Origin of the sequence: Paenibacillus humicus NBRC 102415 (assembly GCF_004000905.1) — a bacterium.
In the GTDB taxonomy this organism is placed as follows: Bacteria; Bacillota; Bacilli; order Paenibacillales; family Paenibacillaceae; genus Paenibacillus_O; species Paenibacillus_O humicus.
In genome coordinates this window covers 1-26167 of record NZ_BIMD01000063.1, presented here as the reverse complement: position 1 = coordinate 26167, position 26167 = coordinate 1, and the positions used below count along the sequence as shown (strand labels likewise).

General features: G+C 60.1%; 19 protein-coding genes and 1 pseudogene. 1 reads left to right on the top strand and 19 read right to left on the bottom strand.

Translation table 11 applies throughout. From position 1 onward, the window contains the following. The 7 genes from PHU01S_RS23395 to PHU01S_RS23365 all read right to left on the bottom strand — a co-directional run. A partial coding sequence (locus PHU01S_RS23395; RefSeq protein WP_218032490.1) for a hypothetical protein occupies positions 1-404 on the bottom strand: 404 nt, incomplete at its 3' end. A gap of 24 nt (positions 405-428) precedes the next feature. Continuing rightward, positions 429-1394 carry a TIGR03943 family putative permease subunit gene (locus PHU01S_RS23390; protein ID WP_048749639.1) on the bottom strand — a complete coding sequence of 322 codons (966 nt, stop codon included), beginning with the start codon at positions 1392-1394 and terminating at the stop codon, positions 429-431. 14 nt (positions 1395-1408) lie between these two features. Then, entirely contained in the window at positions 1409-2635 is a 1227-nt protein-coding gene (locus PHU01S_RS23385) for a permease (protein ID WP_021881822.1), read from the bottom strand. Positions 2636-2655: 20 nt separating this feature from the next. Then, a complete protein-coding gene (locus PHU01S_RS23380) occupies positions 2656-3873 on the bottom strand; it encodes a HupE/UreJ family protein (protein WP_048749640.1) in 1218 nt (405 codons plus the stop codon). 85 nt (positions 3874-3958) lie between these two features. Then, a complete protein-coding gene (locus tag PHU01S_RS23375) occupies positions 3959-12019 on the bottom strand; it encodes an S-layer homology domain-containing protein (protein ID WP_127510196.1) in 8061 nt (2686 codons plus the stop codon). Between the two features lie 465 nt (positions 12020-12484). After that, complete coding sequence (locus PHU01S_RS23370) at positions 12485-13696, bottom strand: MFS transporter (RefSeq protein ID WP_127510194.1); 1212 nt, start codon at positions 13694-13696, stop codon at positions 12485-12487. Continuing rightward, positions 13693-14169: a MarR family winged helix-turn-helix transcriptional regulator gene (locus PHU01S_RS23365; RefSeq protein WP_048749129.1), complete on the bottom strand. Its 477-nt coding sequence runs from the start codon at positions 14167-14169 to the stop codon at positions 13693-13695. The genes PHU01S_RS23370 and PHU01S_RS23365 overlap by 4 nt, the downstream gene beginning before the upstream one ends. Before the next feature lie 152 nt (positions 14170-14321). On the opposite strand from PHU01S_RS23365, the gene PHU01S_RS23360 reads away from it, so the two are divergent. After that, on the top strand, positions 14322-14987 hold the full coding sequence (locus PHU01S_RS23360) for a DUF2306 domain-containing protein (RefSeq protein ID WP_246029324.1): 666 nt from the start codon (positions 14322-14324) through the stop codon (positions 14985-14987). Between the two features lie 132 nt (positions 14988-15119). On the opposite strand, the gene PHU01S_RS23355 is transcribed toward PHU01S_RS23360, so the two are convergent. The 12 genes and pseudogenes from PHU01S_RS23355 to PHU01S_RS25985 form a co-directional block, all read right to left on the bottom strand. Then, positions 15120-15758 (bottom strand): ThuA domain-containing protein, encoded by a 639-nt coding sequence (locus PHU01S_RS23355; RefSeq protein ID WP_021880593.1) that lies wholly within the window; start codon positions 15756-15758, stop codon positions 15120-15122. Between the two features lie 42 nt (positions 15759-15800). Next, positions 15801-16526 (bottom strand): SDR family oxidoreductase, encoded by a 726-nt coding sequence (locus PHU01S_RS23350; protein WP_049869106.1) that lies wholly within the window; start codon positions 16524-16526, stop codon positions 15801-15803. A gap of 203 nt (positions 16527-16729) precedes the next feature. Then, complete coding sequence (locus tag PHU01S_RS23345) at positions 16730-17533, bottom strand: alpha/beta hydrolase (protein ID WP_127510192.1); 804 nt, start codon at positions 17531-17533, stop codon at positions 16730-16732. Positions 17534-17634: 101 nt separating this feature from the next. Beyond that, the gene (locus PHU01S_RS23340; protein ID WP_127510190.1) at positions 17635-18513 is read right to left on the bottom strand and encodes a carbohydrate ABC transporter permease; all 879 of its coding nucleotides are present in this window, start codon (positions 18511-18513) and stop codon (positions 17635-17637) included. A gap of 13 nt (positions 18514-18526) precedes the next feature. Then, positions 18527-19483, bottom strand: a complete 957-nt coding sequence (locus PHU01S_RS23335; RefSeq protein ID WP_084781621.1) for an ABC transporter permease — start codon at positions 19481-19483, stop codon at positions 18527-18529. 24 nt (positions 19484-19507) lie between these two features. Then, the gene (locus PHU01S_RS23330; protein ID WP_127510188.1) at positions 19508-21145 is read right to left on the bottom strand and encodes a type 2 periplasmic-binding domain-containing protein; all 1638 of its coding nucleotides are present in this window, start codon (positions 21143-21145) and stop codon (positions 19508-19510) included. 541 nt (positions 21146-21686) lie between these two features. Further along, positions 21687-22646, bottom strand: coding sequence for an alpha/beta fold hydrolase (locus PHU01S_RS23325; protein WP_049869102.1), 960 nt, complete (start codon positions 22644-22646; stop codon positions 21687-21689). A gap of 125 nt (positions 22647-22771) precedes the next feature. Continuing rightward, entirely contained in the window at positions 22772-23131 is a 360-nt protein-coding gene (locus PHU01S_RS23320; RefSeq protein WP_021882171.1) for a YidH family protein, read from the bottom strand. Between the two features lie 77 nt (positions 23132-23208). Beyond that, entirely contained in the window at positions 23209-24069 is an 861-nt protein-coding gene (locus PHU01S_RS23315) for a hypothetical protein (RefSeq protein ID WP_021882170.1), read from the bottom strand. 128 nt (positions 24070-24197) lie between these two features. Next, entirely contained in the window at positions 24198-25085 is an 888-nt protein-coding gene (locus PHU01S_RS23310; protein ID WP_048749612.1) for a LysR substrate-binding domain-containing protein, read from the bottom strand. 76 nt (positions 25086-25161) lie between these two features. After that, positions 25162-25854 carry a metallophosphoesterase gene (locus PHU01S_RS23305; RefSeq protein ID WP_127510186.1) on the bottom strand — a complete coding sequence of 231 codons (693 nt, stop codon included), beginning with the start codon at positions 25852-25854 and terminating at the stop codon, positions 25162-25164. 5 nt (positions 25855-25859) lie between these two features. Then, positions 25860-26167: pseudogene (locus PHU01S_RS25985) on the bottom strand (hypothetical protein); the annotation flags it as partial.

The window sequence follows — 26167 nt, the reverse complement described above, 5'->3', positions numbered from 1 at the left end:
GGCTTGCGGCTCTCGCCGAGCCGCAACAGGCCGAACATCAGCACGATGAAGGCCACATCGATGACATACATCGCCTTGCCCGTCGAATAAGCGGTCATGCCTGCAGCGATGCCGATGCACGAGCCTGCGACGGAAGCGCCGGCCCAGGCCAGCGCTTCGGCTCCTCCAGCGCGGCGCTTCATCAGGGCCGCGCCTGCGGCCGCAAAAAGGACTGCGGCGGCTAGCGGCACGGCCAGGCCGTAGCCGGCAGCCTGCACGGCTGCCGCTCCCATAGCCGCCCCTGCCGTCAAAGCGAGTCCGGAAACGGCAAGCCGGCGGAACTGCGCCCCTTCGGCCGAAGAAGCCAAAATTCCGTACAAGGACACAAATACGATAAGAGCCAAGCTTCCCCACTCCAGCAGCATGATGCCACCTCCTGTTCAATTCCTCTATAGCTTGGCGGCAAAGCCCGCGTCCGGGTACACATAGGGAACCGCGGAGGGCTTCGCCTCCTTCGCTTCCGTCACGACGATCTGGATGACCTGCTGGTCCTGGTATTCCGTGCGGGCTACCGTGCCGGTCACGCTGACCCAGCTGTTGTCCTTGAATTGGGACGCGGAGTCGTTGACGGCGATAATGCCGTAAGGCATCATATCCGCCGCGCAGTGGATCATCGCCATCCTCCCGACGATGAACTGGGAATCCGTCAATCCCTCCTGACGGTATACGAAGCCGGTCATGGTGATTGTTTTCCCCTCGAAGCGGTCCGGGAACATATTGAGCGCATTGAGCGACTCGATGAACCAGGTGTCGCCCATCGCGATTTCCGGCTTGGCGTACAGCCATTCCGCCAGCTTGGCGTAATCCTTGTTGTAGAGATCGGTATGGAAGCCGTCCGTCCCAGCCTCGATTTGCCCAGGCCCCTGAACGGCTCTGCCGCCCGATGCCGGAGCATGGGCCAGATTGATGCCTTTGGAATCGGCCAGCGATCCGGCAAGGGATGTATTCGGAAGCGCAAAGCCGAGCAGCAGCGGCAGCAGGAACAGGCTGTACAGCATCGCCTGCCGCACGCTTCCCGCAGGCGCGCCATGGCTGTGCCCTGCATGGTCATGGCTGTGGCCATGGCTGTGGCTGTGATGGCTGTGTTCATGACTGTGTTCATGCGGATCAGAATGCAATCCGCAAGCGCAGGCAAGATGCCGCGACCTTCCCGGAGCCGCGCACAGGTACAGCTGCAGCAGCCCTCCCGCCGCAAGCCCGTAAGCCGACAGCCTTGCGTAGATTCTCAGGGACGGGGATACGTATAACAGCATCTCGCCCGTCCAGTCCAGCCGCAGCAGGAACGCGCCGAATCCGAGCAGGATCAGGCCCTTTATCCACTGGTCAGCCTTCATTCCATCCCATTTAAACCTCATGGCAGCGTTCCTCCTTAGTGTAGCAGCGTCATATCCAGAACGATTGCGGCAGCGAAGACAAGAACGGCGGCGAACGCGCACAGTCCGAGCACGAAGCGGGTTCTGAAGACGGCAAGCATCATAAGCATGACCTTAAGGTTCATCATCGGGCCGAACACCATGAACGCGATCAGCGATCCGCCGGTGAAGGAGGCCGAGAACGACTGGGCGATAAAGGCATCCGACGTGGAGCAAAGAGAAAGCAGGAACCCGAGCGCCATCATGGATATGCTGCCGGCCGCGCTCCCTCCGCCCAGCGAGGCCAGGTCGGATTGTGCCACGAACGTCATGAGCAGAGCGACGAGAAACGAACCGAACACCACGTATCTGCCCATATCGAAAAACTCGCTGACGGCATGTCCTGCCGCTTCAAAGCCTCTGTTGCGGCTCTGAACCGGCGCCAGCACCCGGAAGGGCGACGGCGGAGCGGCAGCTTCGGGTTGACTTGCGGCATGGAGGCCGGCCGCCTTTGGTTGAATTGCGGAATGAAGTCTGGCCGCCTTCGGCAAGCTCGACGGCGGCGGGCTCGCGGCTTGGGACAAGCTTGCCGCGGGCTGCCGGGAAGCGCGCCCGCGGTTTTTGTCCGGAGGCTTGACGCCTGCCGCTGTTCCCGTCACGGAGGACGACGGTGCGTCCTCGCCGCGAAGAGCCTGCCCGATGACGAAGCGATGGACCGCAAGCCCTGCCGCGATGGCAACCGTGAAAGCGAGGCCCATGCGGATCCAGGCGATTTCCGGATGGCTTCGGAAGGCGGCGAGCGTCGACCAGAGGACGATCGGATTGAGAATCGGCCCGGCCAATATGAATGCGGTCGCGGCATGAAGCGGCATGCCTTTGCGGATCAGCCTGCGGATAGCGGGCACCATCCCGCATTCGCAGATCGGCACGATGATGCCGAGCAGGCTTGCCGCAAGCACGGCGAGCAGCGGGTTTTTCGGGATCGCCCTCCGGATGATCCGGTCGGGAACGAACACCTGCAGCAGGGCAGAGACGACGACGCCGATCAGGATGAAGGGAAGCGCCTCGATGAGAAGGCTGAGGAACATCGTCTTGAACAGCTGGAGCTTGCCGTCCGTCCCGCTGCCGCCCTCCTCTCCGGCAAAAAGGTAAAGCAGCGTTACAGCCCCGAGCAGAAACAGCGCCAGTAGCGATGCATTGGACTTGGGCTTGGCAGCTTCATTGGCTGCGGCAGAAGGCTGCATGGCGTTTCCTCCTTAGGGGCTTATAGGGACAATACGCGCTCGGCAAGCCAGATGCCTCCGAACAGCAAAGCAGCGGCAGAACCCGCCAGCATGACCTTGCGGTCATGCCTGGAGCGGCGAAGCAGCAGCAGGAGCGGCAGCAGAACGGCGACGATCGCCAGCTGCACGGCCTCGATGCCGAGATTGAAGCTGATGAGGTTGACCGCGAGCTGGTTGGACGGAATATTCATTTCCTTGAGAATATCGGCAAAGCCCATCCCGTGCACAAGCCCGAAGAAGAACGTCAAGACCCATCTGCGGCTGACTTTTTTGCGGATTATATTTTCGACCGCTACGTAGCAGATGCTGAGAGCGATCAGCGGTTCCACGATCCACACGGGCACGTCGATCCAGCCGAGCACCGTCAGCGTCAGCGTCAGGCTGTGGGCCACGGTGAAAGCGGTGATCGTAGCCGCGTACTGCTTGAACGACTGCCTGGCGATGAGCAGCGAGAACAGGAACAGCAGATGGTCGTAGCCGCCAAGGATATGATGGACCCCAAGGCTGAAGAAGGATTTCCAGCCGGAGAAAGGCGAGGCTCCGCCGTCAGAGGCCTTGTCCGCTGTTCCTTGGGGCTCCGTACCGGCTTGGCCGCTGTCCGTCTGCGGAACCGATCCGTCGTCTGCGGGCGGATGGTCGGGAAGAGAGGCATAATCCGCTTCCGTCAGAAGGAGCGTCCACAGGCGGTCGCCCCCAGACAGCGCGGAGGTGCTCGTCTGCTTGCCGTACTTGATCGTAACCAGGTTCACGTAGTTGGACTTGGTGTCGTTCAGATACAGCTGATCGTCGAGCGAAGCCGGCTGTCCCGAGACCGGAGCCGGGTAGGAGGCGCGGTAGACCGCTTGGGTTCCGCTTCCCTTCCTGTCCAGGGTTAAGACGGCGGGAGCTGCCGGCTTTTGAGCTTCTCCGGCTATTTTCAATGTGATTTTGCTCTCAAGCACTTCCCCGAGCCGAGACTTGACGCTCTCGAATTCGGCCTCGTCCAGCATGCCGTTCTTGTCCTCGTCCCCTCCCGCCAATTCCATGACGGACAGCTCGTCGATGGCGTAGGTGAGAGCAGTCTCCGACTTGCTCAGCTCCAGGGTCGTGTAGCTGGCGCTGTACGCATGGGCGGATACGCCGCCGACCGATGCCAGGCTGACCAGCAGCAAGGCGATAAGGACAAATGGAAGGCGGCGGCGCCTAATGGCTCTTTTCAATGTGGATTCAACTCCCGGAGTCATGGTGTGAATGAAAGAAATGCGATGCTCTTCAGGGAAGAGCATCGCAGATCAAAGGCAGCTGCTACTTCAGCATCAGGTTGTAAAGAAGCTGCGCGGCTTCCGCACGCGTCGAGATTCCCTTCGGCACGAATTGTCCCGAGGATCTTCCCTGGATCAGGCCGAGCGATGCGGCCTGCTTCACCGGGATGACCGCCCATGGAGCCACCTTAGCCAGGTCGGTGAATTCCGCGCCAGCTTGCGGGGACGGAGCCGCAGCCGCTCCATGAAGGATCTCATACGCTTTGATCAGCATCGAGACCATCTCCTCCCGGGTAATCAGGCCGTTCGGATCGAAGACAGCCGCGCTGCGTCCCGAAATGATGCCTGCGGCATAGGCTTTTCCAACCGCATCGGCATACCAGGCGGAGGACGAAACATCCTTGAACGCCGTCTCCTTCGTTGCTTCGAGCTTAAGGGCGTTCACGAGCAGCGAAGCGAACTCCGCACGCGTGATGGAACGTTTCGGCTCGAAGGCCGAGCTGCTCGTTCCTTTGACGATTCCCTTGGCCGCAAGCTCGGCAATCAGGTCATGCGCCCAATAGGACGGCGCCACGTCGGCGAACGACTTCTTCACTTCAAGCACCGCATATTTGCTGAAATGCTTGATTTGAGCGGTGATTTCCCCGTTCTCCGTCTTGCCGCCGATGTACTCCAGCCTGCCGTCGTCCGCTACATAGTAGATGCCGTACAGCTTGCTTCCATCGGTGGCGGGAAGCTTGAAGCGCAGCGTGACCGGCACGTTGAAGCTCGACAATACGGCCGCTTCGCCGTTCGCTGTCCAAGCCGAGAGCGTGAATTCATACATATCGCTGAGTGCCTTGACGTCGGCAGCGGAGTTAACCCCGGCTTTTGCCGCAAGGGCTGCCGCTTCCGAGCCGCTCAGCTTGTTCATTTTCAAGGAAAGGTAGGCCGTCTGGCTGTCCGATGCCTTGATCTTGCTCTCCAGCTGCTTGAGCAGCTCGGCCGGAATCACGAGCTCGAATGCATGTCCGGCTCCTTCAATCGTAAGGCCCTCTGCCTTCAGCTTGGAGGATGAATCCGCCGGAAGCCTGATTTCGGTTGTGTCCGAAGCGACCTGTACGGCAGCCGTGCCGGATGCCAGCTGTTCCGGCTTGACAACGATGATTCCGCTAGGGCTGGCGGTAGGCGCAGGCGTCGCTGTTGGTGCCGTTGTCGGCGTCGCTGTTGGTTTTGGCGTCGGCGTCGCTGACGGTGTTGGCGTCTCTTCCGGCGCCGGCGTTGGTTTTGCCGTCGGTGTCGGCGTCTGCGTTGCCGGCGGCTCCGTCGTCGGCGGCTCCGTCGTTGGCGGCTCCGTCGTTGGCGGCTCCGTCGTCGGCGGCTCTGTCGTTGGCGGCTCCGTCGTCGGCGGCTCTGTCGTCGGCGGCTCTGTCGTTGGCGGCTCCGTCGTCGGCGGCTCCGTCGTCGGCGGCTCCGTTGTCGGCGGCTCCGTTGTTGGCGGCTCCGTCGTCGGCGGCTCCGTCGTCGGCGGCTCCGTCGTGGCCGCATTGACCTTGATCATAGCCGTGGCCTTAAACCCGCCATCGTAAGTCGTAGCCGTAACTGTCGCTTCACCGGCTTTGCGGGCTTGAACGACGCCGTCGTTCACTTCTGCAACCAGATTGTTGCTTGATGTCCATGATACTCCCTGATTCGATGCATCGGCAGGAGCAATGATGGCATGAAGGGTGGCTGTCTCCCCTTCCGTCAGCTCAAGGACGCTCGGCTCCAGCGTTATGCTTGTGACCGGCTGAACGATTTCGACCTCTGTCACGGCGGACAATCCTGAGTCGACCGAGAGCGCGCTGATTGCAACCTTGCCCGCTTTGAGTCCAGTGACGACTCCGTAAGTCACCGTTGCGATCGTTTCATCCGCCGATGACCATTGCAGCTCTTTGTTGGTCGCTTGGACAGGAACGAAGTTCACGGCGAGCTTGCCTGTTTCTCCCGCCCTGATCTTCAAGCCCGGATTTGCGAAATGAATTTCGACTAGCGGTACCGATTCTGCCTTCTTCAATTCCTTGGTATCGCGCACCCGGATCCGGTCGCCCTCGGCATATCGGCCGGACAAGCCCGCAGCTTCAAGGATATCGCCCGGAGCGAGATCCGGAACCGGACCGCTTTGGGTCGCGATGTATCCGTCTACGAAGACGAGCACCGGACCGCTGCCGTCGTCGATGATGAAGGAATTCGCATCCGGCTTGGACAGCACCTTGCCGGTCACCTTCACAAGCTGGCCCTGGTAGCTGTCCGACACGGACTCCGCCGTTCCGACAGCCTTGGGCTCAAGCGGCACGCCGGTTGAAACCTTGACGACGCTCTGCGCGAATGTGCCGAACTCAAGCTCGGTGTTGTTCTCGAAAATTTTGACATGCCCGTATACCCGGACCTTGTCTCCGACGGACAGCGATCCCGCCGGAACGTCGTTGAAGGCCATAATGCCGCCGGTAGCGTCCTGGACATAGAAGGCATCGAAGAATACTCCCGCTGCAGTCGTAACGGTGCCCTCGACCATAATCGGCGTCTCCTCCGGCAGCGTCCTTGCCGCGCCGATCGGAATCGCCTTCGTCTCGAGACCGGCAAGCCAATTCATGACGGAGACGGAGAGCGGCGCATTGCCTTTCGCATTGTACGTCTCATCCATCTGCTTATCGTTGAATACGTTCATGCCCGATACGACGACCCGGCCTTTGCCGAGCTGTTCGGAGGCGATGAGCGGGATGCTGGAGCCCCCGGTCACATCCGCCAATGCCGGGCCGTTTTTGCCGTTCGACGTCCTTTGGTTGTAGATGACCGTGTCGCTCTTGATGCTGCTTGTATCCTGGAAGGTCGTCTCGTTGCCGCGGACGAGGACCGTGACGCCGTTTCCGTCCGTCAGAGCCTCTTTGCCGGCCTTGGCCAAGCTCGAGCCGCTATAGTAATCCAGCGTCGAGATGAAATCCGTCAGGTAATTGCTTACCGGCGCAGGATGAGCGCGCACGGAGAAGTTGGACGTGAGCGGATTGCTCCAGAAGTTGCCCTCCGGCGTCTCGTCGAAGACGCCGTCGTTGTTCACCCTGACGGCGGAGCTGATTCCCGCCAGGACATCGTTGAGATTCTGGTTCGAGCCGCCGTAGTTGCTCTTCTCCGACAGCCAGACCGATCCCCCGCCGCTTACATAGCGGTTGATGGCGGCAATCTCCGAGCTGCTGTAAGCGGATGCCGGGTGGGAAATATACAGAACGGCCGCATCCTTGAGCACCGCATCGGTGATCGCGGCTGCATTTTCCGCTACCGTATAGCCCTGCTGCCTCATCTTCACGGAGAACAGCTTCATGTTGTCCTTGTACGTGCCGGCGTCCTTCGTCGTGTTCTCGTTGTTCTTGGACGCGTCGATTAGAATCGTCTTGCCGAGCGGGGCCTTGATGGAGAAAATCTGCTCGTACTTGTTCTCTCCCAGATCCCTATCCGTCGATGAGAGGACGACGATGATCTTGTGCTCTCCGGCGACCGGATTGCTCCAGACGACGCTGGCCGTCGTTGAAGCATTGGCCGCAAGCGAGTCGATGCCGGCCTCGCCGATCAGATGGGCGGCATCCGCCTGGTCATAGTAGAACTTCGCCGTGATGTTCTTCACGTCGACCGTGCCCAGGTTGCTGATTCCCGCCTGCAGGTTCGCCGCGTAGCCTCCGATGATGGCGCCGTCGGTCGTCGAGACGCTGTTGACCTTGACGGCTACAGGCTCAACCGGTGTCCAGATCGGGGAGGAATAGATGCGGTCCCCGTCCTTCTGCGTCACGCGAACGACGAACCATTGCTGGCCGCCGACGACATTGATCGTTTTCGGCTTCCAATTGTAGTCGGTCGTGTCGGAAGTCGGCGTATAGGTTTCAAGAACCCGGCCGCCGTTCGTGACCAGCTCGATTTTGGCGATATTGTCGTTGGACTGCGATTTCAGGTAGCTGAATTTCGGATCCTCTTTTTTCTCGAGCAGCGGATCGCTAACCTTGATGTCGAAGTTGAGCGTCTTCGTGTCGGTCGTGGAGCCCATATACCAGCCGCTTGCGGATACATCCAGCTTGGCGCTCGGGTCCTCCGTGAAGTAGACGCGCATCTTCTTCATCGCATCGAGCAGCGATTCCTGGCTCAAGTCCTTGGAGACGATGACCGTCCGCTGCTTGGTCTGGCCCCAGGTCGCGTCATGGTTGTCCTCGCCGTACGTCGGCGCGACATGCCATCCGATATCGAGCGCGCTGAAGAACTTGTTCTCCGCGTTCGCATACGAGTAGTTGCCGGATCCGTTGCCCACTTCGAGCATCGTGAACAGCTTGTCTACTTTTTTGTCGTAAGGAATGAAGTTGTTGAAGGCGTTGGAGCCCATCGCAGGATGGTTGAACTGAGCGACGATGTCGTCATAGCTCACGATCCAGGCATAATAGTTTTGCAGGCTCTGATATTTGCCGCCGCTGACGACACGGTCGATGAAGTTTGTCGTCCCGAAAACGTTGGAGTGGCCCCAGGTGGTAGCGGTCATCTCGAACGCAGGGAATACGACGAACTGGCCGTCCTTGGTGTACTGGGTAGCCAAATCCTTGGTCAGCTGCCAGTCCGAGCCGCCGGTGCGCTCCGGCATGCCGTTGTGGTCGACCGTATCCTTGCCTACCTGCGAGGCGTCGATATCATGGGAATGGTCGGAGAAGGCGAAGAAATCATAGCCGTACTTCTCGGCGGCTTTGAGTGCGTCTTCCGGCGTTCCCGCCGCGTCATGCGAAATATTGGTATGGTTGTGCGTCGTTCCGTAGTAGTGGTTGCCGCCCGTAAAGCGCTCCGCAACCCGGAACGACCAGCTGGCATCCGAAGGATTGCCCAGCTTGTCCTTGGCGGTTACTCGCACTTCATGGACGCCTTGAGCGAGATCGTCGTCGGGAGTCAGCGCGAGCTTGATCGATCCCTCGGTGAGGGCTGCCTTGGCCGTAAGGTCTTTGCCGTCGATGGCGATCGTCAGGGAGGACAAGTCCACGCCGTTCGGATCCTCCAGCTCAACGGACACGATCGGATGCATCGTCTCGACTTCCTCGTTTTCGCCCGGAACCGGATTGAAGAACGCAGGACCGTCCGTATCCGTACCGACTTCGACCGTGTAAGGCTTTTCTGCGCTTCCTGCGGAAGTCGTATCTCCTCCTCCAGCCGCTTCCATATAGTATTGGAAGCTGTTCGGAGGAACGTTTTCCTTGGCGATCCGGCCGTTGTAGTTGAGTCCGTCAGCCGAGTTCAGTTGGACCGGCGTGAAGGCCTGGCCCTCCGCCGCGCGATAGAATACCGTCACCGACTCTGCGTATTTGGCGGAAGCCTTGAACGTGACGTCGACTCCGGTGTAAGCCTTCAGCAAAGGCGTGTGCTGAAGCTGCAGATCTCCGCGGACGTCTGCCGCGCTGCGGGGCATGAGGTAGTAGCCGCTCGTATAAGGAGAGCCTGCCTTGCTCTGGCCCACGATGCCGGTGAAGGAGTAGGTTTCGCCCAGCTCCACCGTCGTACCGGTCATGTCGATGCCGGATTGGGCCAGGATGCGGACGATCGACGCATTGCCTTCGCCGTCGACGACCGTGACGTTGTAGTCCGGACCCGTTGCCGGGATGTTCGATACTTTGGCTTTGATGCGGACGAGCTTGCCCTCGAGCGGCTCAGCTGCTGCGAAGGAACCGAGGTCCGACGAACGGACCAGCTCGGCGCCTGGAAGCGTGCCGCTTCCTTGATCCGTCATCGACACGGGCACGAATGCGGAAGTGCCCGCCGCGAAGACCAGATAACCGCTGAGCTTCACCTTTTGTCCCGGCACGATCGGGAATGCCGGCGTATCCTTGCCGATGACATTGATGCCGCCGGTGGCATCCTGAATGTAGAAGCTTGTATTTTCCGATCCCAGCGCCTTGTTGGCCGTCGTCACCGTTCCTTGGATCGTCGTGCGGTAGCCGATATGAAGCGGGAGCCCCTTGGCATCGACCGTGCGCGCTGTGCCGATCGGGAGAACGGCAGCGCTTTGATCCGCCGAATCCAGGCGTGTGTAGGCGCTTGAGCTCCCCGCGCCGGCAAATGCCACGTATACCGTGGAAGCCGGGCTCGGCAAGCTCACCGTAAACGAACCGTCAGCCGCGCTTGTAGCTTGTCCCGCTGCAGCCAGGTCGCTGCCGTTCAGCGCATAGACGCTGACAGCCGCCGCTGCCGGCACCGAGCCGGCCGTTCCTTGGACCGACGAGGCGGAAAGGGTCAGCTTGGAGGCATCCGGCGCAGCCATCCATTTCGAGTTGCGGACGGAAATCTCTTCCGGAGCTGCCGTGCTGTTCGGAACGTTCATGACAAAATCGTTGGCATTGTTCCGGGTCCAGTATCCGTTGCCGAGGCCGATCGCGGATCGAGGGTCGGAGCCCGCGTCCGTCTTGCGGAGGACCGTGCCGCTTCCTACGTTGGAAGTAAAGAACGGCGATCCCCAGTTCGGGGTCTTGATGTTGAAGCTCGTCGTGGTGCCGTTGCCGTAAGCGAGCAGATCGACCAGATCGTTGTCCGTATCGCCCGAGACGGCTGTCGTCTTCTGAGCCAGGGCAAGAATGCCGCCCGTGGAGCCGCTCGGATTGAGCGACGACGTCTGATCGGCATCGACCGGCAATGCCGCTCCGGCCGTTCCTGTATTGCCGGCTACGAGATAGTAGCCGTGCGCTTTGATGATTCCCGTCAGCTTCGTAATCGTGCCGAATGCCGTCGAGGAGGACCCTCCGTACATCAAAGCCCATTGGTTGTTGAAGTTGATGTCCTTGTCGGTCGTATTGTACAGCTCGAAAAATTTCGTCTTGTAGAAGGCGCCGCTGTTGCCGCCGTTCAGGTAAGCCTGGCTGATGACGACGTCGCCCGGCTTGTAGCCGAGAGCGCCTCCGGAGCCTTGAATCACGGCTGTGGCAGCGTCGCTCTTCAGCTTGCCCTGCTCCTTGGCCGCGACGAGCACCTTCGTCTTGGAGGATGGATTGGACAGAGTCATGGCGAAGGAGCCGTCCTGGCCTGCCGTTGCCGTACCCGCCTGCGTGCCGTCCTCGAACGCCGCTGTTACGGCGGAGCCGCCCGCCACCGAGCCTGCGGCTCCCGTGAGCGTCGTCGGATTGGCGAAGATGAGCTTGGCGGCATCAGGCGTCGCCGACTTGGCGACCGATACCGCCGTCTTGGCGCTTTCCTGCTTGCCGCTTTCCTGGGCGGTCACCCATACTTTGCTCTTGCCGTCCGCCGTATCGACCGCCGTGCCGAAGGAGCCGTCCCCGGCAGCCTGCAGCTTGATCTGAGGAGTCGATGCCGCCTCATTGTAGTATACATACACATACGAAGTTACAGGTACCGAACCGGGAGCGCCGGTCAGAATGCCTGCATCCGTCAGGCTGATTCCAGAGGCGGAAGGCGCCGCCGTGACCGGAACGCCTGGATTTCCGCCGGAGCCGATCGGCGTGCCGGTGACGCTGACGGCCGCGATCTGGCTTGTTCCCGCCGCCCCTATCGTTGCCCCTCCAACGGAAGCATTCGTCGCCAGTGTCCAGCGAAGATACAACTGGCTCTGATTGTCCGCGCTTGAAGGCAGGGGTACTCCATTCAGAACGCCCTGGGTCCAGTTGTTCGCGACAACTACATCTCCTTGCGCCACGTCGTTCCATGCGGTTTTGTCCAAGCTGTACTGGAGCTTGAAGTCGCGTGGGCCGGTACCTGAGCCGCGCTGAAGAGAGGATACCGAAATGTTGGAGTAGCCTGTCGTTTGCAGGGCAGCCTCCCAATATGCTCCGGGGCCGCTCCACGCATTAGCCGAAACCACTCCGCTGATGCCTGTCGGACCTCCGCTAAAGCCCGTAATTGTCGCGCCGGATAATTGAAGAGCGCTAGTATTCTGAGGCAGGCCGCTTGTAACGGGGATTACGGCGCTGCTGCCAGCCCCGCTTCCTGTTCCCGCCCAATAAGCCAGCGTAACGGCGTCCGCCGCGGCGGCCCGCCCGATCCATCCCGTCGGGACGGCCAGGGAAATGACCATCAGGACAGCAAGCGATTTCGCAATCCATCTACGAAGCTCTCTTGATATTCGCATTCAACTTTCCTCCATTTCGTTATTCAAGCCAGAGATCCCACTATGTACATGAAAGAAAATTCGTCCCCACGCTCCTCCTTATTTCCGAACATTGAACATTTGTAAAATATGGAATGGACGTTTTTTCACCGATAAATCCACTATAAAAGACCTATGTTTCTTTGTAAATAAGTTCTTTAGAACGAAAATATTTATATTGTGTAAAGAAATTTGTCGAACCTAGATTAACAAATGGGAGCGTATGTCAAGGAAAGGATTCTAAATTTTCTGATTTTGACGAAAATAGAACGCAGGATGCTTCATCGCGTCTGCGCAGCTGCGGAAAAATAAATCCATCGTTCGGGCCGCTCCAGCACCTTCATTGCTGAATGACAAGCATTTTGTCTCCAAAAACCGCATGAATGCCTAAAAAAAGCCGGCTCCAGAGAGCCGGCCGGTTCAAATTCATGTTCATTTAAACGATGGCTATTTTGCTGACGCCAATGCGGCGCCCTTTTTCGAGGCCGTCCAATAGATCAGATAGACAATGAGGAAAAGGCCCATGACTCCAGCCGAACAACGATACATCGCCGCATAGCCGAGTGAAGATGCAGCCGCTCCAAGCACCATCGATCCGCATGCGACGCCGAAATCGGTGGAATTATAAAACAGGCTGTTCGCCGAGGCATGCCGCTCGCGGGGAGTCGAGCGCAGCATCCATGCTTGCGCCGATGGCTGAATGGAACCGAAGCCGAGTCCGTACAGCAAAGCCGATACGATCAGCAGCCCCATATGCTGCGAGTAGGACAGGAGAGTCAAGCTGGCCATAAGGACGACGGCGCCGGGAATCAGAACGACGGCCGGCCCGTGCCGGTCGAACATCCGCCCCGAGATCGGCCGCACAAGCAGCACGGTCACCGCATTGAAAAGGAAGAACAAGCCAACGTTCGCCAGATGGCGCTCCTCGCCGAAGAGAACGATGTAGCTGAGCACGGATCCGTACGTGACGGCCATGAGCGCATTGAGCGCGGCCGGCATCCAGATGCTTCCGGAGCGCCGCTTGGCGGCCATAGGATCTGGAGCTGCGGAGAGCGCAGCCTTGGCCTTGGACGGCAAGGGCGGAATCGCCCGGAGAGCCAGCAGCAGCGGAATGATAAGCAGCGCGGCAGCGCCCCCGGTCAACGAAAGCGCTCCAAATCCGAAAGAGCCCATGACGGACAGCCCGATCATCGGGCCGAGCGACATGGCGATGCTGGTGGACAGGCCGAAATAACCGACGCCCTCGCCAAGCCGGGACGGGGGAATGATCTGCGTCACGATCGTCGGCAGCACCGTGCTCGCCATGCCGAATCCGATTCCGAACAATACACGCAGCAGCAGCAGCATTCCGATGCTGGCAGCTTCGCCGTAGAGAGCGGTCGATGCTGCGGCCAGACCGAGGCCGAAGAATAGAATCGCGTTCCGGCCTACGTGCCGCAGCAGCCATGCCGTACCGAAGCGGGAGGCGATCGCCGCCAGGGCGAACAGGCTCGTCACCAGGCTGATGATGAAGGAGCCTGGATCGAACCGGTCTTTCACATAGGACGGCAAAGGCGAAAGCAGCATTTGAAGGCTGAGGAACAGCAGGAAAGCTCCAAGCGTAAGAACAATAAAAGAGCGGGTCCATAATCGGCCCGCGTTGCCGGCATCTTTCGTCATGAGGTTACCTCCAGTTGTGAATTCGCGTTGCGGATAAGCTGACGGATCAAGCGGCGCAGCATCTCCTGCTCCTCGGCTCGCATCCCTGCCGTAATCCCGGCAACCGCTTCAGCCTCTACGGCAGCCGTCTCGCCGATGAGACGGCGGCCTGCATCGCTCGCATGGATCCTCAAGGAACGGCGATCCCTGTCGTCCGGACGTCTCTCGATAAGGCCCTTGGCTTCGAGATTGTCCAGAATCCGCGTCGTCGTCGGCTTATCCTTGGCGGACCAATCGGCCAGCTCCTTCTGGATCAGCCCTTCCCGCTCGCATACGCGGAACAGCATCGACCACTGCTCGCTCGTAATCTCCCAAGGCTTCAGCCGCTGCTGCAGGAGCAGGCTGATTCTGCGATAAGCGACCCCCATCAGAAAGCCGACGGACTGATCCAATTGTCCTGCTTCTTCCTTATCGTTGAATACCGGGTCCGACATATTAAGCCTCCGCTTCGCAAAAGTAGTTGTTATGACAACTATATGCCCGTTATTCGGATCTGTCAATCTGTAGTCTTTCATTCTGAATGCCGATTATTCATGGTAATATGAAGGAATCCGGCTTACAGCAAGCCATTACGGGAGATGCTTCCTTGTCCAGAACAAAGGTGAAAATCAGTTGGGGACCCGTCCTGCTAGCCGCCATCGCCGCTTGCGTCATCGGATATTCCCTGCTCAAAAACTACGTCTTCGATCCCCGCGCCGGCTTCTTCCTTGGCGTCAAAACCGGCCTGAATCAAGTCGTGCCTGTACCCTCGTGGCTGGGAGCCATGCGCGTGCATGTCGCCTTCGCCTGTCTGGCGGCAGCCTCTGGAGCTCTCAACTTCTCTTCCGGGCTGCGCCGGCGCAGCTTCAAGCTGCATCGAGCCAACGGATATGCCTACTTGATTTCGATTTTAGCCGTATCTCTGACTTCCGGCTATCTTGCGCCTTACGCGACCGGCGGGAAATGGGTGAGCATTCCGTTCAACCTGCTCAACATCGCTTGGCCCGCGCTGGCCGTCATCTCCATCCGCCACGCCCGTCAAGGCAGGTATATGGCGCATCGGGAGTGGATGCTGCGCAGCTATGTTTTCTGCTTCACCAATTCCTGCATCCATTTTTTCGCCTTCGTTCTTTATCGCGGAGCAGGCCTTCCCTACGAGGCCAGCTACATCGCCGGCGTGTATGCTTCCATCGCCTTTCTTGCAGCGGCTGCGGAGCTTTTCATCCGGCTCCGGCGTTCCTCCGTCAACGGCGGCGCCTTGCCCGGGGCCTAGCGAAACGAAAGAAGCCGGAACGCCCCTGGGCGCTCCGGCTTCTTATTCATTTTGATCGCGGACTGTGGATAGTGCGTATTGAGAACTTCCCTCAGTCATCCAAGGATCCGCGCGTCCATTCATGCCTGTTGATCATGCATTCGAAGCCCATGCCGCCGCCTGGACGATCAGCCTGCGGTATTCCGGATGCCGGAACGACTGCCGATGATGTCCGGGCATCAAATAGACGACCTTGCCAAGGCCGAATTCATGCGCCCACGCGGCTGGCCAGCTGCCGCCCTCATGGCTGTATTCCAATAGAATTTGGGCCGGACCTATCGGATCCATCGTGAAGCGGTAAGGCTCCTCGTCCATCGCAAATGCCCGGATTCCCTCCATGACGGGATGAGCCTCCGCATCCTGCTTCACCGAAAACGCCAGCGGACCGTAATCGGGGTGGCCGGTGAAATGGCCGCCGATCAGCTGGGCCAGCTCGGGGTCCGCCTGCAGCGAAATGCCGTTATGGACGACAAGCAGTCCCCCGCCCCCGCTGACGTAACTCAGCAGCGCCGCCACTTGCCCGCGGGACTTCTTCACCCGCCAGAGATCGGAATAGGAGATCAGCAGATCATAGCCTGCCAGCCCCTCCGTCGACAGGCAGCCGTAATCCTCCGTCGCCTCCACTTGCATATCCGTCAACATTCCGCGCAGCTCCTGCTCAGCCGGCTCCAGCGGATGATAGGCCGCGTGGGCCTGGTCGCCGAGAAGCAGCGCCTTTGCCGTTCTGGTCATGTGGTCGCCTCCCTTGCTTTTTTCCGAACATGCCCGGTTCCATCAAGTCCAGCTCATCTCGCGCCCGGCGTAATCCCGGAAATCGGGGTGCTTGCGCTCTTCCCGATCTTCCAGGTAGCGCTGGATCGTGCCTGCGATCTGCTCCGCCGCTTCCGCCGTCGTGAGATCGCCTTCCGTGCCGAGGACTCCGCCCATATAACTCTTCATCCATCCCGGGTGAAGCACAAGCACCTTGCCGCCATGTCCCTTGAGCTCGTTATGGACGATGTTGGACTGGATGTTGAGAGCGGCCTTGGACATGCAGTAGCCGTACCAGCCTTCGCGCCAGGCTTGATTGATCTGGCCGGCCTCCGAGGAGATGTTCACCACAAGCTTGTCCGCTCCCTTCAGCAGCAGACCGCTCAGCGCCTGGACGATCCGCAGCGGACCGACCGCGTTGACAGCGTACATCCTGTTGAGATGCTCGTAGCTGATGTCGCCGAAAATGGATCCTTCCTTGTCGCCGCTGATGCCGGCATTGTTGACGATCAAGTCGAGGCTGTCCGTCTTCCCGGACACGGCCGCTGCGGCCTTCTCTACGCTGGCGGGATCCGAGACGTCCAATTCCAGGACATGAAGACGGTCCCTCCTTCCTTCGGGAACGCCGTCCAGCGCCTCCCAATCCGGCATATACCTGCCGGCGAACACCGTGTAACCCCTTTCAAGCAGCTCCAGCGTCAAATCGAAGCCAAGCCCTCTGTCGGCTCCCGTTACAAAGGCATGTTTCATTTCCACATTCCTCCTTGTCCCTTCATCTTACCTGCGTCGGGCGGGCGGCGCCATCCATAATATTACTCTGCGCATCAGGATGCCGCTCTCCAATCGGTTATCTCCTGTGCTTTCCGACGTTTTCAGCCCAATTTAGACGACTTTTTCGGCTATCTCCAGCTCTCGTCTCTTTTCCTTCTGTCCACGGGTCCGTTCCGTCCGCCTTAACGGGCGCCTCGCCGCAGCGGCAGCCAATCCAGCACATCCCGGATCGCGGCGTCCCAGTAGCTCCATTCATGGCCGGCATCCGCCGTCTCCACGCAGGTCAAGTCGATGCGGCCCTCGAACTGGCGGCGGAAATCGCGGTTCAGCCCGATATTGAAGTCGTTTGTCCCGCAGCCTTGGTAAAACCTCGGCAATCGAGTCCCCGCAGCCAGATGCTGCTCCAGCACATGAGCCAAGTCGTCCGGACTGCCGTCATACTCCTCCGCCGAGCCGAAGGTCAGCATCGCCATCCGCAGCACAGCGGCGTTGCCGATCGGCGACTCTCCCGTCAGCCGTGTCCGCTGGCTGAGGCTGCCGGACAGGCTCGCCACGGCAGCGAACCGCTCCGGACAACGGATGCCGAGCTTGAAGGCGCCATATCCGCCCATCGACAAGCCGGCAGCGAACCAATCCTCCCTCCGGTCCGACAGGCGGAAGAGGCTGCCCGCCACCGCCGGCAGCTCCTCGGACAGAAAAGTGAAGTAAGGCAGCCCCATTTTCTGGTCGGAGTAGAAGCTCAAATGAACCGAAGGCATGATGACGGCAATGCCCTTCTCCTGCGCATAGCGCTCGATCGAGGTGAACCGCTGCCAGTTCGTATGGTTGTCCGTCGCTCCGTGCAGCAGATAGAGCACCGGATACGGAGGGCCCTGCTCCAGCCCGCCCCTCGTCCCGATCGACGTTGCCTGCTGCGGAAAGACAGCGGTGAATGAGCTGGATAAGCTCAGCGTTTCCGAGAAAAATTCGACTTGGGCCAGCGGCATGCGCTTCGCCTCCTTCGCTTAATCGGATCTGTGCGCGGCTGCATCTCCTCCGAACGAAAATCAGCCCCCGGCCAAAAGCTCCAGGGGCGGTTCCGTTCTCGTCAGCCTTTGACGGAGCCGATCAAGGCCCCTTTCACGAAATGCTTTTGCAGGAAAGGATAAACAGCCAGAATCGGAGCGCTGGATACGAGGATGGAAGCCATTTTCACCGTGAACGGATTGACCTGCTGCTGGACGGCGACCGAAATTCCGGCCTGGGAGATCGCCTGCGACGTGTTGCTGATGAGATCCTTGAGCACCATCTGCAGCTGCCACATGTCCTTCTCCGTCGCATACAGCACGGAGGAGAAGAAGTCGTTCCAGTACCCGACTGCGATGAACAGGCCGACCGTCGCCAGCACCGGCTTGGAGAGCGGCAGGACGATCCGGAAGAACACCGTCAGGTCGTTCGCCCCGTCGATCTTGGCCGCCTCCTCCAGCTCGTCGGGAATGCCCCGGAAGAAGCTGATCATGACGAAAATGTTCCAGGCGCCGATCGCGCCGGGCAGGATGAACGCCCCGTACGAATCGATCAGGCCGAGCATTTTGACGAGCAGGTAAGAGGGCACCAGTCCGCCGCTGAACAGCATCGTGAACAGGATGAGCAGGGAGAAGAACTTGCCGCCGCGCAGCCGCTTCTTGGAGACGGCGTAAGCCATTCCTGCGGAGAAGAATGTGCCGATAAGCGTGCCGGCGGCCGTCGTGATGATCGTCACCTTGAAGCCCGACAGGATCGAGACGTTCTGGAAGACCGCCTGATACGCGGTCGACGAGAAGCCGGCAGGCAGCAGAAACAGGCCGCCGCTCGCCGTCAGATCCGGATCGCTGACCGAAGCCATGACCATGTACCAGAACGGATAGATCATCAGCGCCATCAGCAGAATGAAAAAGGCGATGTTGGCGGCATTGAAGGCGCGCTCGCCTCCCGATATCGGCGTCATGGCCGATTCCTCCTTACCATAGGCCTTCCTGGCCGCTTTTTTTGACGATCGCGTTCACGCTCAGAATCAATGCCATCGCGACCGCCGACTTGAACAGTCCCGCCGCCGTCGCGTAGCTGTAGTTCGCTTCCTGGATGCCGACCCGGTACACGTACGTATCGATAATGTCCGCGACGTCGTAGACGAGCGGGCTGTACAGGAGGAAAATCTGCTGGAAGCCGGCCTCCAGAATGTTGGCGAGGCTCAGAATGAGCAGGATGAGGATGACAGGACGGATCGCCGGCAGCGTGACATGCCATGTCTGCTTGAGCTTGCTGGCGCCGTCGATGCGGGCCGCCTCGTACAGATCTGCGTTGACGCCGGCAATTGCGGCCAGGTAGATGATCGTGCCCCAGCCGACCTCCTTGTAGACGTCGCTGATGACGAGCACCGAGCGGAAATACCGGACGTCGCCGAGGAAGTCGACCGGCATGCCGCCGAAGCGCTGGATGATCATGTTGAGCAGGCCGTCCACCGGATTGAGGAACGTAATGAGAATGCCGGAGAAAATGACCCACGAGATGAAGTGGGGCAAATAAACGACCGACTGGGCGAAGCGCTTGAACAGCTTGCTGCGCAGCTCGTTCAGCAGCAGCGCAAGAATGATCGGCAGCGTGAAGGACGCAGCCAGCTTGTAGAGGCTGATGATGATCGTGTTGCCCAGAATCTCCCCGAAGTCCGGGGAGTGGAACAGGCGGGTGAACTGGTCGAAGCCGACCCATTCGCTGCCGGAGATGCCTTTGTAGATGTTGTACTCCTGAAACGCGATGACGACGCCGTACATCGGCATGTACTTGAACACCAGCACCAGCAGCAGGCCCGGCAGCAGCAGCAGGTACAGATACCGGTCCCGCGCGATATCCTTCAGCAGCGTGCCGCGTGCCGCCCGCTTCCGCTCGCCGGCCAAGACGGCCGGTTTCGTAACAGCCATGAGCCGTTCCACCTCCCGTGCGGGTTATTTATAAGGCGTGATGTTCTCTTCATACCATTTGTCGTACTCGACGCGCTCGGCCTGCTCCTTGTCGAACATTCCTGCCGCCTCTTCGTCGACCTTCTTGCCGCCGAGCTTCTCGTACTGGGCCGGCCACTTGTCGAAGGCGTCCAGCGGCGTCTTGCCGGTAATGATGCCCCAGAACAGCTCGTCGCGCACCTTCTTGATGTCGGCGGAGTAGCGGTCCCACTCCGGACGCTCGATCGCCTTGAAGACGACGATCTTGTCGCGCATCGGCTGGGAGGTCGCGATCTTGTCCTCGAACATCTTGGTCACCTCCGGCGTGTTCTTGATGTTCGCCGCGTCCTTGCGCTGGACATACCAGCCGAAGTTGCCGAGTCCCAGCCTGCTTCCTTCCTCCGGCTGGATCGTCGGCGTGAAGATGCCGCTCTCCATCTTGTAATGCTCGCCTTCGTTGCCGAAGGTGATCTTCTTGAACACTTCCGGCGTCGCCATCGTGTTCAGCACCTGGACGGCGCTGTCGACGTCCGTCGCGTCCGTCACGACCAGGTAGCACCAGCCGATGCCGGGATCCGGCAGGTCGGAGCTGAAGCCGTCCGGCCCTTTCATCGGAGGGACGGAGATGTATTCGCCCGTCGGATTGAGCTTCTTGAAGCTCATGTTGACGGAGTTGCCCGGGTTGAAATAATCGACCCAGCGGTAGAACGAGCCGACCTTGCCGGAGGCGTAGATGTCGTTGACCTTGTTGTCGTCGTTGTTGGCGCTCGTCGTCATGCGCGGATCCATGACGCCTTCCTTGTACAGCTTGTTCAGCAGCCCAAGCACATCCTTGACCTTCGGATCCAGCGCCCCGAACTTGATGGAGCCGTCCGGCTGCTTGACGAAGTTCTCGACATCGAGACCGTTCGCGTAGAAGAACGGGGCCAGGGAACGGTAATAGTTGTCGCCGGAAATGCCGTAGGTGTCCTTCTTGCCGTTGCCGTCCGGATCTCCGTTCGCGAATGCCCGGATCACCTCGACGTATTCGTCCAGCGTCGCCGGCACCTGCAGCCCGAGCTTGTCGAGCCAGTCCTTGCGCAGAATCGTCGTCATGTAGCTCGCCTCCGGCACGTCGCCGGGAATGCGGAAGATCTTGCCGCTCTTGTCCCAGTGGTAGAACAGCGTGTCCTTGCGGTAGTAATCCAGAATTTGCTTGCCGTATTTCTGCAGGGAAGGAGTCACGTCCTGTGCGATGCCCGCATCGACCCATTTCGCATATTCCTTCGTGTCGCCCGTCCACAGGATGCCGGGACGCGTGTCCTTGGCGCTCATGAGCAGATTGATCTTGGTGTTCAGCTCGGACCAGTCGGGCAGGAAGATCGGCTGTACATCGACCGGACGCCCCATGCTTTTCGCGAGCTCTTCCTCCAGAGCCTTCTCCGCCCAGGAATCCGGGGTTTTAGGACCGGCCATGAGCGCCATCTTGATTTTATACGGCTCCTTGGAGGCTTCCTTCGCTCCGCCGCCCGAATTCAAAGCTGCGGTGTTGGCCGCTCCGCCGTTGCCGGCCGCGGAATCGCCGTTTCCGTTCCCGCCGGAGCAGGCCGCCGTCAGCACGGCCATCGCCAGAGATACCGAGAGAAGCATTGTCGTCCTTTTCATGCTTGTTTCCCCCATTTAGATGTGATGGTCTTTCCCTGCCATCAGGCAAGACTCTCCAAGCCGCTCTCCGGCGTCCCGGAAGAATAACCCGCGGCTGGATATGAACACGCTTACAAATTACAGCTTGATTATAATCCCGCTTCATTCTTCTTGTAAACAACAAAATTAAATTGTATATAAAATGTTTCATTTTGTTTATACGACCGATTTCCCTACTTAAACACTAGAATCATCTTCCCGGAGGGATGATGGAGAGGAGGGAACGGACCGTTATACAGCTCTGGTTTGATCTCCTAACTTTTGATTTTCCAAGTCATTTAATAGCCATGTTTACAGGAAAGTTGAAATTGTTTCTGAAATAGATGAATTTTCCAAAAGAAAGGCCGCATCCGGCATGAATCCGGATGCGGCTGCTTGCGGGGCTGCGGTCGAGGCTCTTCCTGCATGGAGCGGAAAGAAAGCACCCCATGTCGGAGCGGATCTCTTTCTGCTTTCTCCCGCTTGGGCGGCAGGCAAAAAGCATGTACGTTATGGCTAGGTCCTACAGCTTCAGCATGAACTGCACGATGTCGTCATGCAGGCCGGGCAGTCCTTCATGCCCGTAATCCGGATAGATCTCCACGGACTTGGGCGAGGCGATCTTGTTGTAGGCGGCGAACTGGGTCGACGGCGGGCAGATGGAATCCATCAGGCCGACGCCGAGCAGCACCTCGGCGGTAATGCGCGAAGCGAGATGCTGGATATCGATGTAGCCGAGGCGCGTGAAGATTTCCTCCTGGCGCTGATGCCGGGGATCGAAGCGGCGGAAGTAGCCCCGCAGCTCCTCGTACGCGTCCTTGGCCTGATCCATTTCCCATACCCTCTGATAATCGCTCAGGAACGGATAGACCGGAGCGGCGCGCTTGATGCGCGGCTCCAGCGCGGCGCAGGCGATCGTCAAGGCGCCGCCCTGCGACCAGCCGGTCGCGCCGACGCGCTCCGGATCGACCTCCGGCATGCCCATGGCGATGCCGGCCAGCTGGGCCGTGTCGAGGAAGATGTGCCGGAACAGCAGATCATCCGGCTCGCCGTCGAGGCCGCGGATGATATGGCCCTGCAAGGTGTTGCCCTTCACTCCGCCGACGTCCTCCGAGGAGCCCCCTTGGCCGCGGACGTCCAGGGAGAAGAAGGAGAATCCGAGCGCCGCGTAGCCGAGCTTATCCGCCCAGTCTCCGGATTGGCCGGAATAGCCGTGGAAATGCAGCAGCGCCGGATGCGGCTGCGGGATGTTTTTGGGCCGCACGTATTTGGCATGGATGCGGGCTCCCTTCACCCCGGTGAAATACAGGTCGAAGCATTCCGCATGCGGCACCTGAAAGGCTGCCGGCACGAGCTCCACTTGAGGATCAACCGCTTTCATCTCTTCCAGCGCTCGCTCCCAATAGGCGTCAAAATCGGCCGGACGCGGGTTGCGCCCCTCGTACCGGCGCAGCTCCTCGAGCGGCATGTCGAGCATCGGCATCGTCGAAAACCTCTTTCGTTTGGTTAGTTAGGCGGCCAATAACCGTCTTTCCTTTCCTTTTATCACGGCATGCCGGACCCGTCAACCCTCGCTTGGCGCCCCGCGCCGCCCGCTCTGGCAGAGCCTCACAGAACCATCAGGAAGACGAGGACGATCAGCAGCAGGCTGATCAGCCCGAGCGTGACGGAGACGATCCAGACGAGCAGAATCGGAGAGCGGAACCGCTCCTCGTTGATCCCTCTGCGCTTCTGGAAATAATCCCTGGCCGCCAGCAGCAGGACGACGGCTCCCATGATGACCGAGCCGATGCCCCCGGCGGAAGCGATGAGACGGCCCGAACGGCCGAGCACCTCCGTCTGCAGCACGAGTCCTGCGGCTATGAAGCCGAGGCCGATCATGGCGATGCTCGTCCTCACCCAGGCGAGAAAGGTCCGTTCGTTGGCCAGATGCTGCTGGGTGTACTTCGCTTCCTGTTCCATCGTCATCTCTCCTTTCTCCCATCATACCCCGGACACGGGAAGCGCAAAAAGGCCTTCCCGCAGGAAGGCCTTGAAATCCGCGTCTAATAACGTTCCAGAATCAACTGGGTCTTGAGCGAATCCTGAGGCACGAGCCAGCCCTTGCCCTGCACGAAGGCAATCAGCTTGTCCCGCTCCGCCGCGGCCTCGCCAGCGTCGTCCGTCTTGAAGGAAACTTCCACGATCGTCTCCGTTCCCGTTCCGGAGGCGCTTCGGATCGGCCAGATTTCCAGATCCGTCTCCAGTCCGTCGAAGGCGCCCGTATACTTGCTTACAGCCACCGGTCCATGCGCTCTTGCAGCCGACAGCTTCCCTTTGCCCCAGCCGGAGGCGCTCCAATTTTCCAGCTTGCCGGGGATTTCATCCACCGCCATGCCGAGCGCTTTGCTTTCTGCCGGCAGAGCCGTGCCGCTGTAGCCCGAGGCGCTTTTCTTTTTCTCCGTGGAAATGCTCAGCGTCTGCTTGCTGTAGTTCCAGTCGATCTCGGCCTCGTAATTGTCGTCCGAGGAAGTGAAGCCCTCCAGCCTGGCCTGCTCCAGCGCCGCATTGATATTGCCGTTCACGATGGGATAACGCTTCTTGTAGCTGATCTCGAAGTTCGATTTGTCGGCTTTCTTGCGGAAGCGCACATCCCATCCCTTCGAATTCAAATCGAGGGACCCGGTGTCGAAATACTCCACGCCGATGCTCTGCGCGGAACCGAGCCCGAAGGCGCTTGCCAGCGCCGGGGACGGCTTGCCGTCGCTGCCGAGCGCGGCTGCCGGACTGAGCAGCAGCTTCACTTCGTAACCCGGAACCATGACGGAGCTTGCCGCTTGGGCCCGTTCGCCCGATTGCATGCCGATTGTCGCGATCAAGCCCCCGGCCAATACCGCCGCAGCCGCTTTTTTCCATACGCTTTTCATCTCATCCGCTCCCCTGCCTGATTTTGCCTTCCGGCTTCTTAACTGTAGCTCCGGCTTGTCCCGGCAACATCAAGGAGATTCGGAGAGTGCGTTAAATAGGGAATTAAAAGTTGAATGCCGCTCAAGGTTTATTGAATACGGCCCGACAGCAGCTCCATCATGCTTTGCAGCTGGCCGGACGGATGGCGGTCGCGGTTGCTGGCGCAGCTGATCGTGCGCCGGTAGCGGAACTCCGGAATCGGCCTTGCCAGCAGCAAGCCTCTCGCCACCTCTCCTTGGACCGCCAGTCCCGATACGAACGATACATGACCGCCCTGAATGACCGCCTGCTTGATTGCTTCCAGCGAATCCAGCTCCAGATGCTGCTCCAGGCGGATTCCATGCTGCTCCAGCCAGCGGTCCGTCAGCTCGCGCGTACTGGAATGCCGTCCGTGCAGGACGAAGTCGGCGGTCGCCAGCAGACCCGGGTTCAGCTCAGGGCTGGCGGCCAAGTAATGGCTCGGAGCATGCGCCAGCACGAGCTCGTCGTCGCAGAGCTCATGCACGTCAAGCATCGGCAGGCGGAACGGCTCCGCCGACAGGACGCCGAGATCGATCTCGTGGCTCAGCAGCATCTCCTTGATGACGGAGGATGGCTTGACGGCCAGCGTGACCGTCACCTTGGGATGACGGCGGGCGAACTCCTTGAGCAGGCGCGGCAGCATGTAGGTCGCCGGAACATAGCTGGCCCCGATGCGGAGGGTCCCCCTCCCCGGAGTCCCGTATTCCTGGGCTGTCCGCCTCGCCTCCGCGGCGAGGCTGTTGATTTTTCCCGCATAATGCAGCAAGGCGCGCCCCGCCTCCGTCAGAATCACCTTGTCCATCCGCGGCTCGAACAGCTTCACGCCGTATTCCTGCTCCAGCGACTTCATATGGTAGGTGACCGTCGGCTGCTTGAGGCCAAGCACTTCGGCAACGGCGGTTACTTTGCGGTGCTTGTCGAGCAGCTCGACGATCTGGAACTTCAGAAGGTTCATTCCCTTGTCCCGCCTTCCTCATCCTGGTTGAAAAAGAGAGCCTCCCGGCCGTTCTCCTGCCATTCGTGCCGTCCGGTCATCCCCAAGCGCTGATCCGGATGCCGGCCTGCCTTTCTTGGGGACGAGTCGGACAAGAATAGTCCTTCCGTCTCGTCAGATCGACGAGCGTCAACCGCAGCCCGTGCTTGGCCCCGGTGTCGATGCCGAGCTTGCCGGGGCCATGCCACAGCTCTCCCGGCGGCGCTCCGATCTTGTGCGTCGGCGTGTGGCCGAACACGACATGAGCCGGCGGCAGCCCTGCGCCGCCTGTCTCCCCAGTCCCGAAGGGCTGCATCGGCGGCGCATCGGCGGCGCCCCAGAACTCCTCCCGGATGCCGATCAGATCCGGCTCCGTCTGCCGCTCCAGAGGCAGGCCGGGACGGATGCCGGCATGCACGAACAGCCAGCCGCCTTCGGCCGCATGGAGCGGAAGGCTCTGGAGAAATTGCAGCTGCGCGGAGCTTGCGGAATCCAGGCTCCCGCGGCTCGCCAGCTCCCGCTCCAGATGCCGCTGCAGATGCCGCTCCATGTTGCCGGCAAGCGCGACGGCGCCGCCGGAGGCCAGCTCCATGACGTCGTTCAGGGAGCTCCATGTATGCGGCTCGTAATCGATATAATCGCCAAGCAGAAAGAGCCTGTCCCTGCCCGGCTCGTATGCGGCCGCTTCCAGCAGCAAGCGAGCTTCGGCGGTGAAGCCATGGATGTCGGATAGTGCCAGTATTCGGGACATGATGGTCAGTTTGCCTCCTGCTGTGGATAAAGGTAGAGATCGTTCGGGGATATCGTCAGCATGCCCTCGTCTCCGGCCGCCAGCGGCCGATGATGCAGGAACGTCAGCGGCTGTCCGTCGGCCGTGCGGGCCAGCACTCTCCAGCCCTTGCCTTCGAAGACGCTGTGCATGACATGCACGGGCAAGCGGTTCGGCTCCATGCCCGGCTCCAGCGAAGCCGCGGCCTCGGCAGCGGCCGCATCGCCGGAGGACGAGCCGTCCCGCGGCAGAAAGTCCGCCGCATCCGGGCGGAAGAGCAGCAGCGCAGCCCCTT

What these genes read in the sequence shown, in the direction of transcription:
- PHU01S_RS23390 (WP_048749639.1), bottom strand. Translation starts at nt 1,394, where the DNA reads ATGAGGTTTAAATGGGATGGAATGAAGGCTGACCAGTGGATAAAGGGC.
- PHU01S_RS23385 (WP_021881822.1), bottom strand. Translation starts at nt 2,635, where the DNA reads ATGCAGCCTTCTGCCGCAGCCAATGAAGCTGCCAAGCCCAAGTCCAAT.
- PHU01S_RS23375 (WP_127510196.1), bottom strand. Translation starts at nt 12,019, where the DNA reads ATGCGAATATCAAGAGAGCTTCGTAGATGGATTGCGAAATCGCTTGCT.
- PHU01S_RS23370 (WP_127510194.1), bottom strand. Translation starts at nt 13,696, where the DNA reads ATGACGAAAGATGCCGGCAACGCGGGCCGATTATGGACCCGCTCTTTT.
- PHU01S_RS23365 (WP_048749129.1), bottom strand. Translation starts at nt 14,169, where the DNA reads ATGTCGGACCCGGTATTCAACGATAAGGAAGAAGCAGGACAATTGGAT.
- PHU01S_RS23355 (WP_021880593.1), bottom strand. Translation starts at nt 15,758, where the DNA reads ATGACCAGAACGGCAAAGGCGCTGCTTCTCGGCGACCAGGCCCACGCG.
- PHU01S_RS23350 (WP_049869106.1), bottom strand. Translation starts at nt 16,526, where the DNA reads ATGAAACATGCCTTTGTAACGGGAGCCGACAGAGGGCTTGGCTTCGAT.
- PHU01S_RS23345 (WP_127510192.1), bottom strand. Translation starts at nt 17,533, where the DNA reads ATGCCGCTGGCCCAAGTCGAATTTTTCTCGGAAACGCTGAGCTTATCC.
- PHU01S_RS23340 (WP_127510190.1), bottom strand. Translation starts at nt 18,513, where the DNA reads ATGACGCCGATATCGGGAGGCGAGCGCGCCTTCAATGCCGCCAACATC.
- PHU01S_RS23335 (WP_084781621.1), bottom strand. Translation starts at nt 19,483, where the DNA reads ATGGCTGTTACGAAACCGGCCGTCTTGGCCGGCGAGCGGAAGCGGGCG.
- PHU01S_RS23330 (WP_127510188.1), bottom strand. Translation starts at nt 21,145, where the DNA reads ATGAAAAGGACGACAATGCTTCTCTCGGTATCTCTGGCGATGGCCGTG.
- PHU01S_RS23325 (WP_049869102.1), bottom strand. Translation starts at nt 22,646, where the DNA reads ATGCCGATGCTCGACATGCCGCTCGAGGAGCTGCGCCGGTACGAGGGG.
- PHU01S_RS23320 (WP_021882171.1), bottom strand. Translation starts at nt 23,131, where the DNA reads ATGACGATGGAACAGGAAGCGAAGTACACCCAGCAGCATCTGGCCAAC.
- PHU01S_RS23315 (WP_021882170.1), bottom strand. Translation starts at nt 24,069, where the DNA reads ATGAAAAGCGTATGGAAAAAAGCGGCTGCGGCGGTATTGGCCGGGGGC.
- PHU01S_RS23310 (WP_048749612.1), bottom strand. Translation starts at nt 25,085, where the DNA reads ATGAACCTTCTGAAGTTCCAGATCGTCGAGCTGCTCGACAAGCACCGC.
- PHU01S_RS23305 (WP_127510186.1), bottom strand. Translation starts at nt 25,854, where the DNA reads ATGTCCCGAATACTGGCACTATCCGACATCCATGGCTTCACCGCCGAA.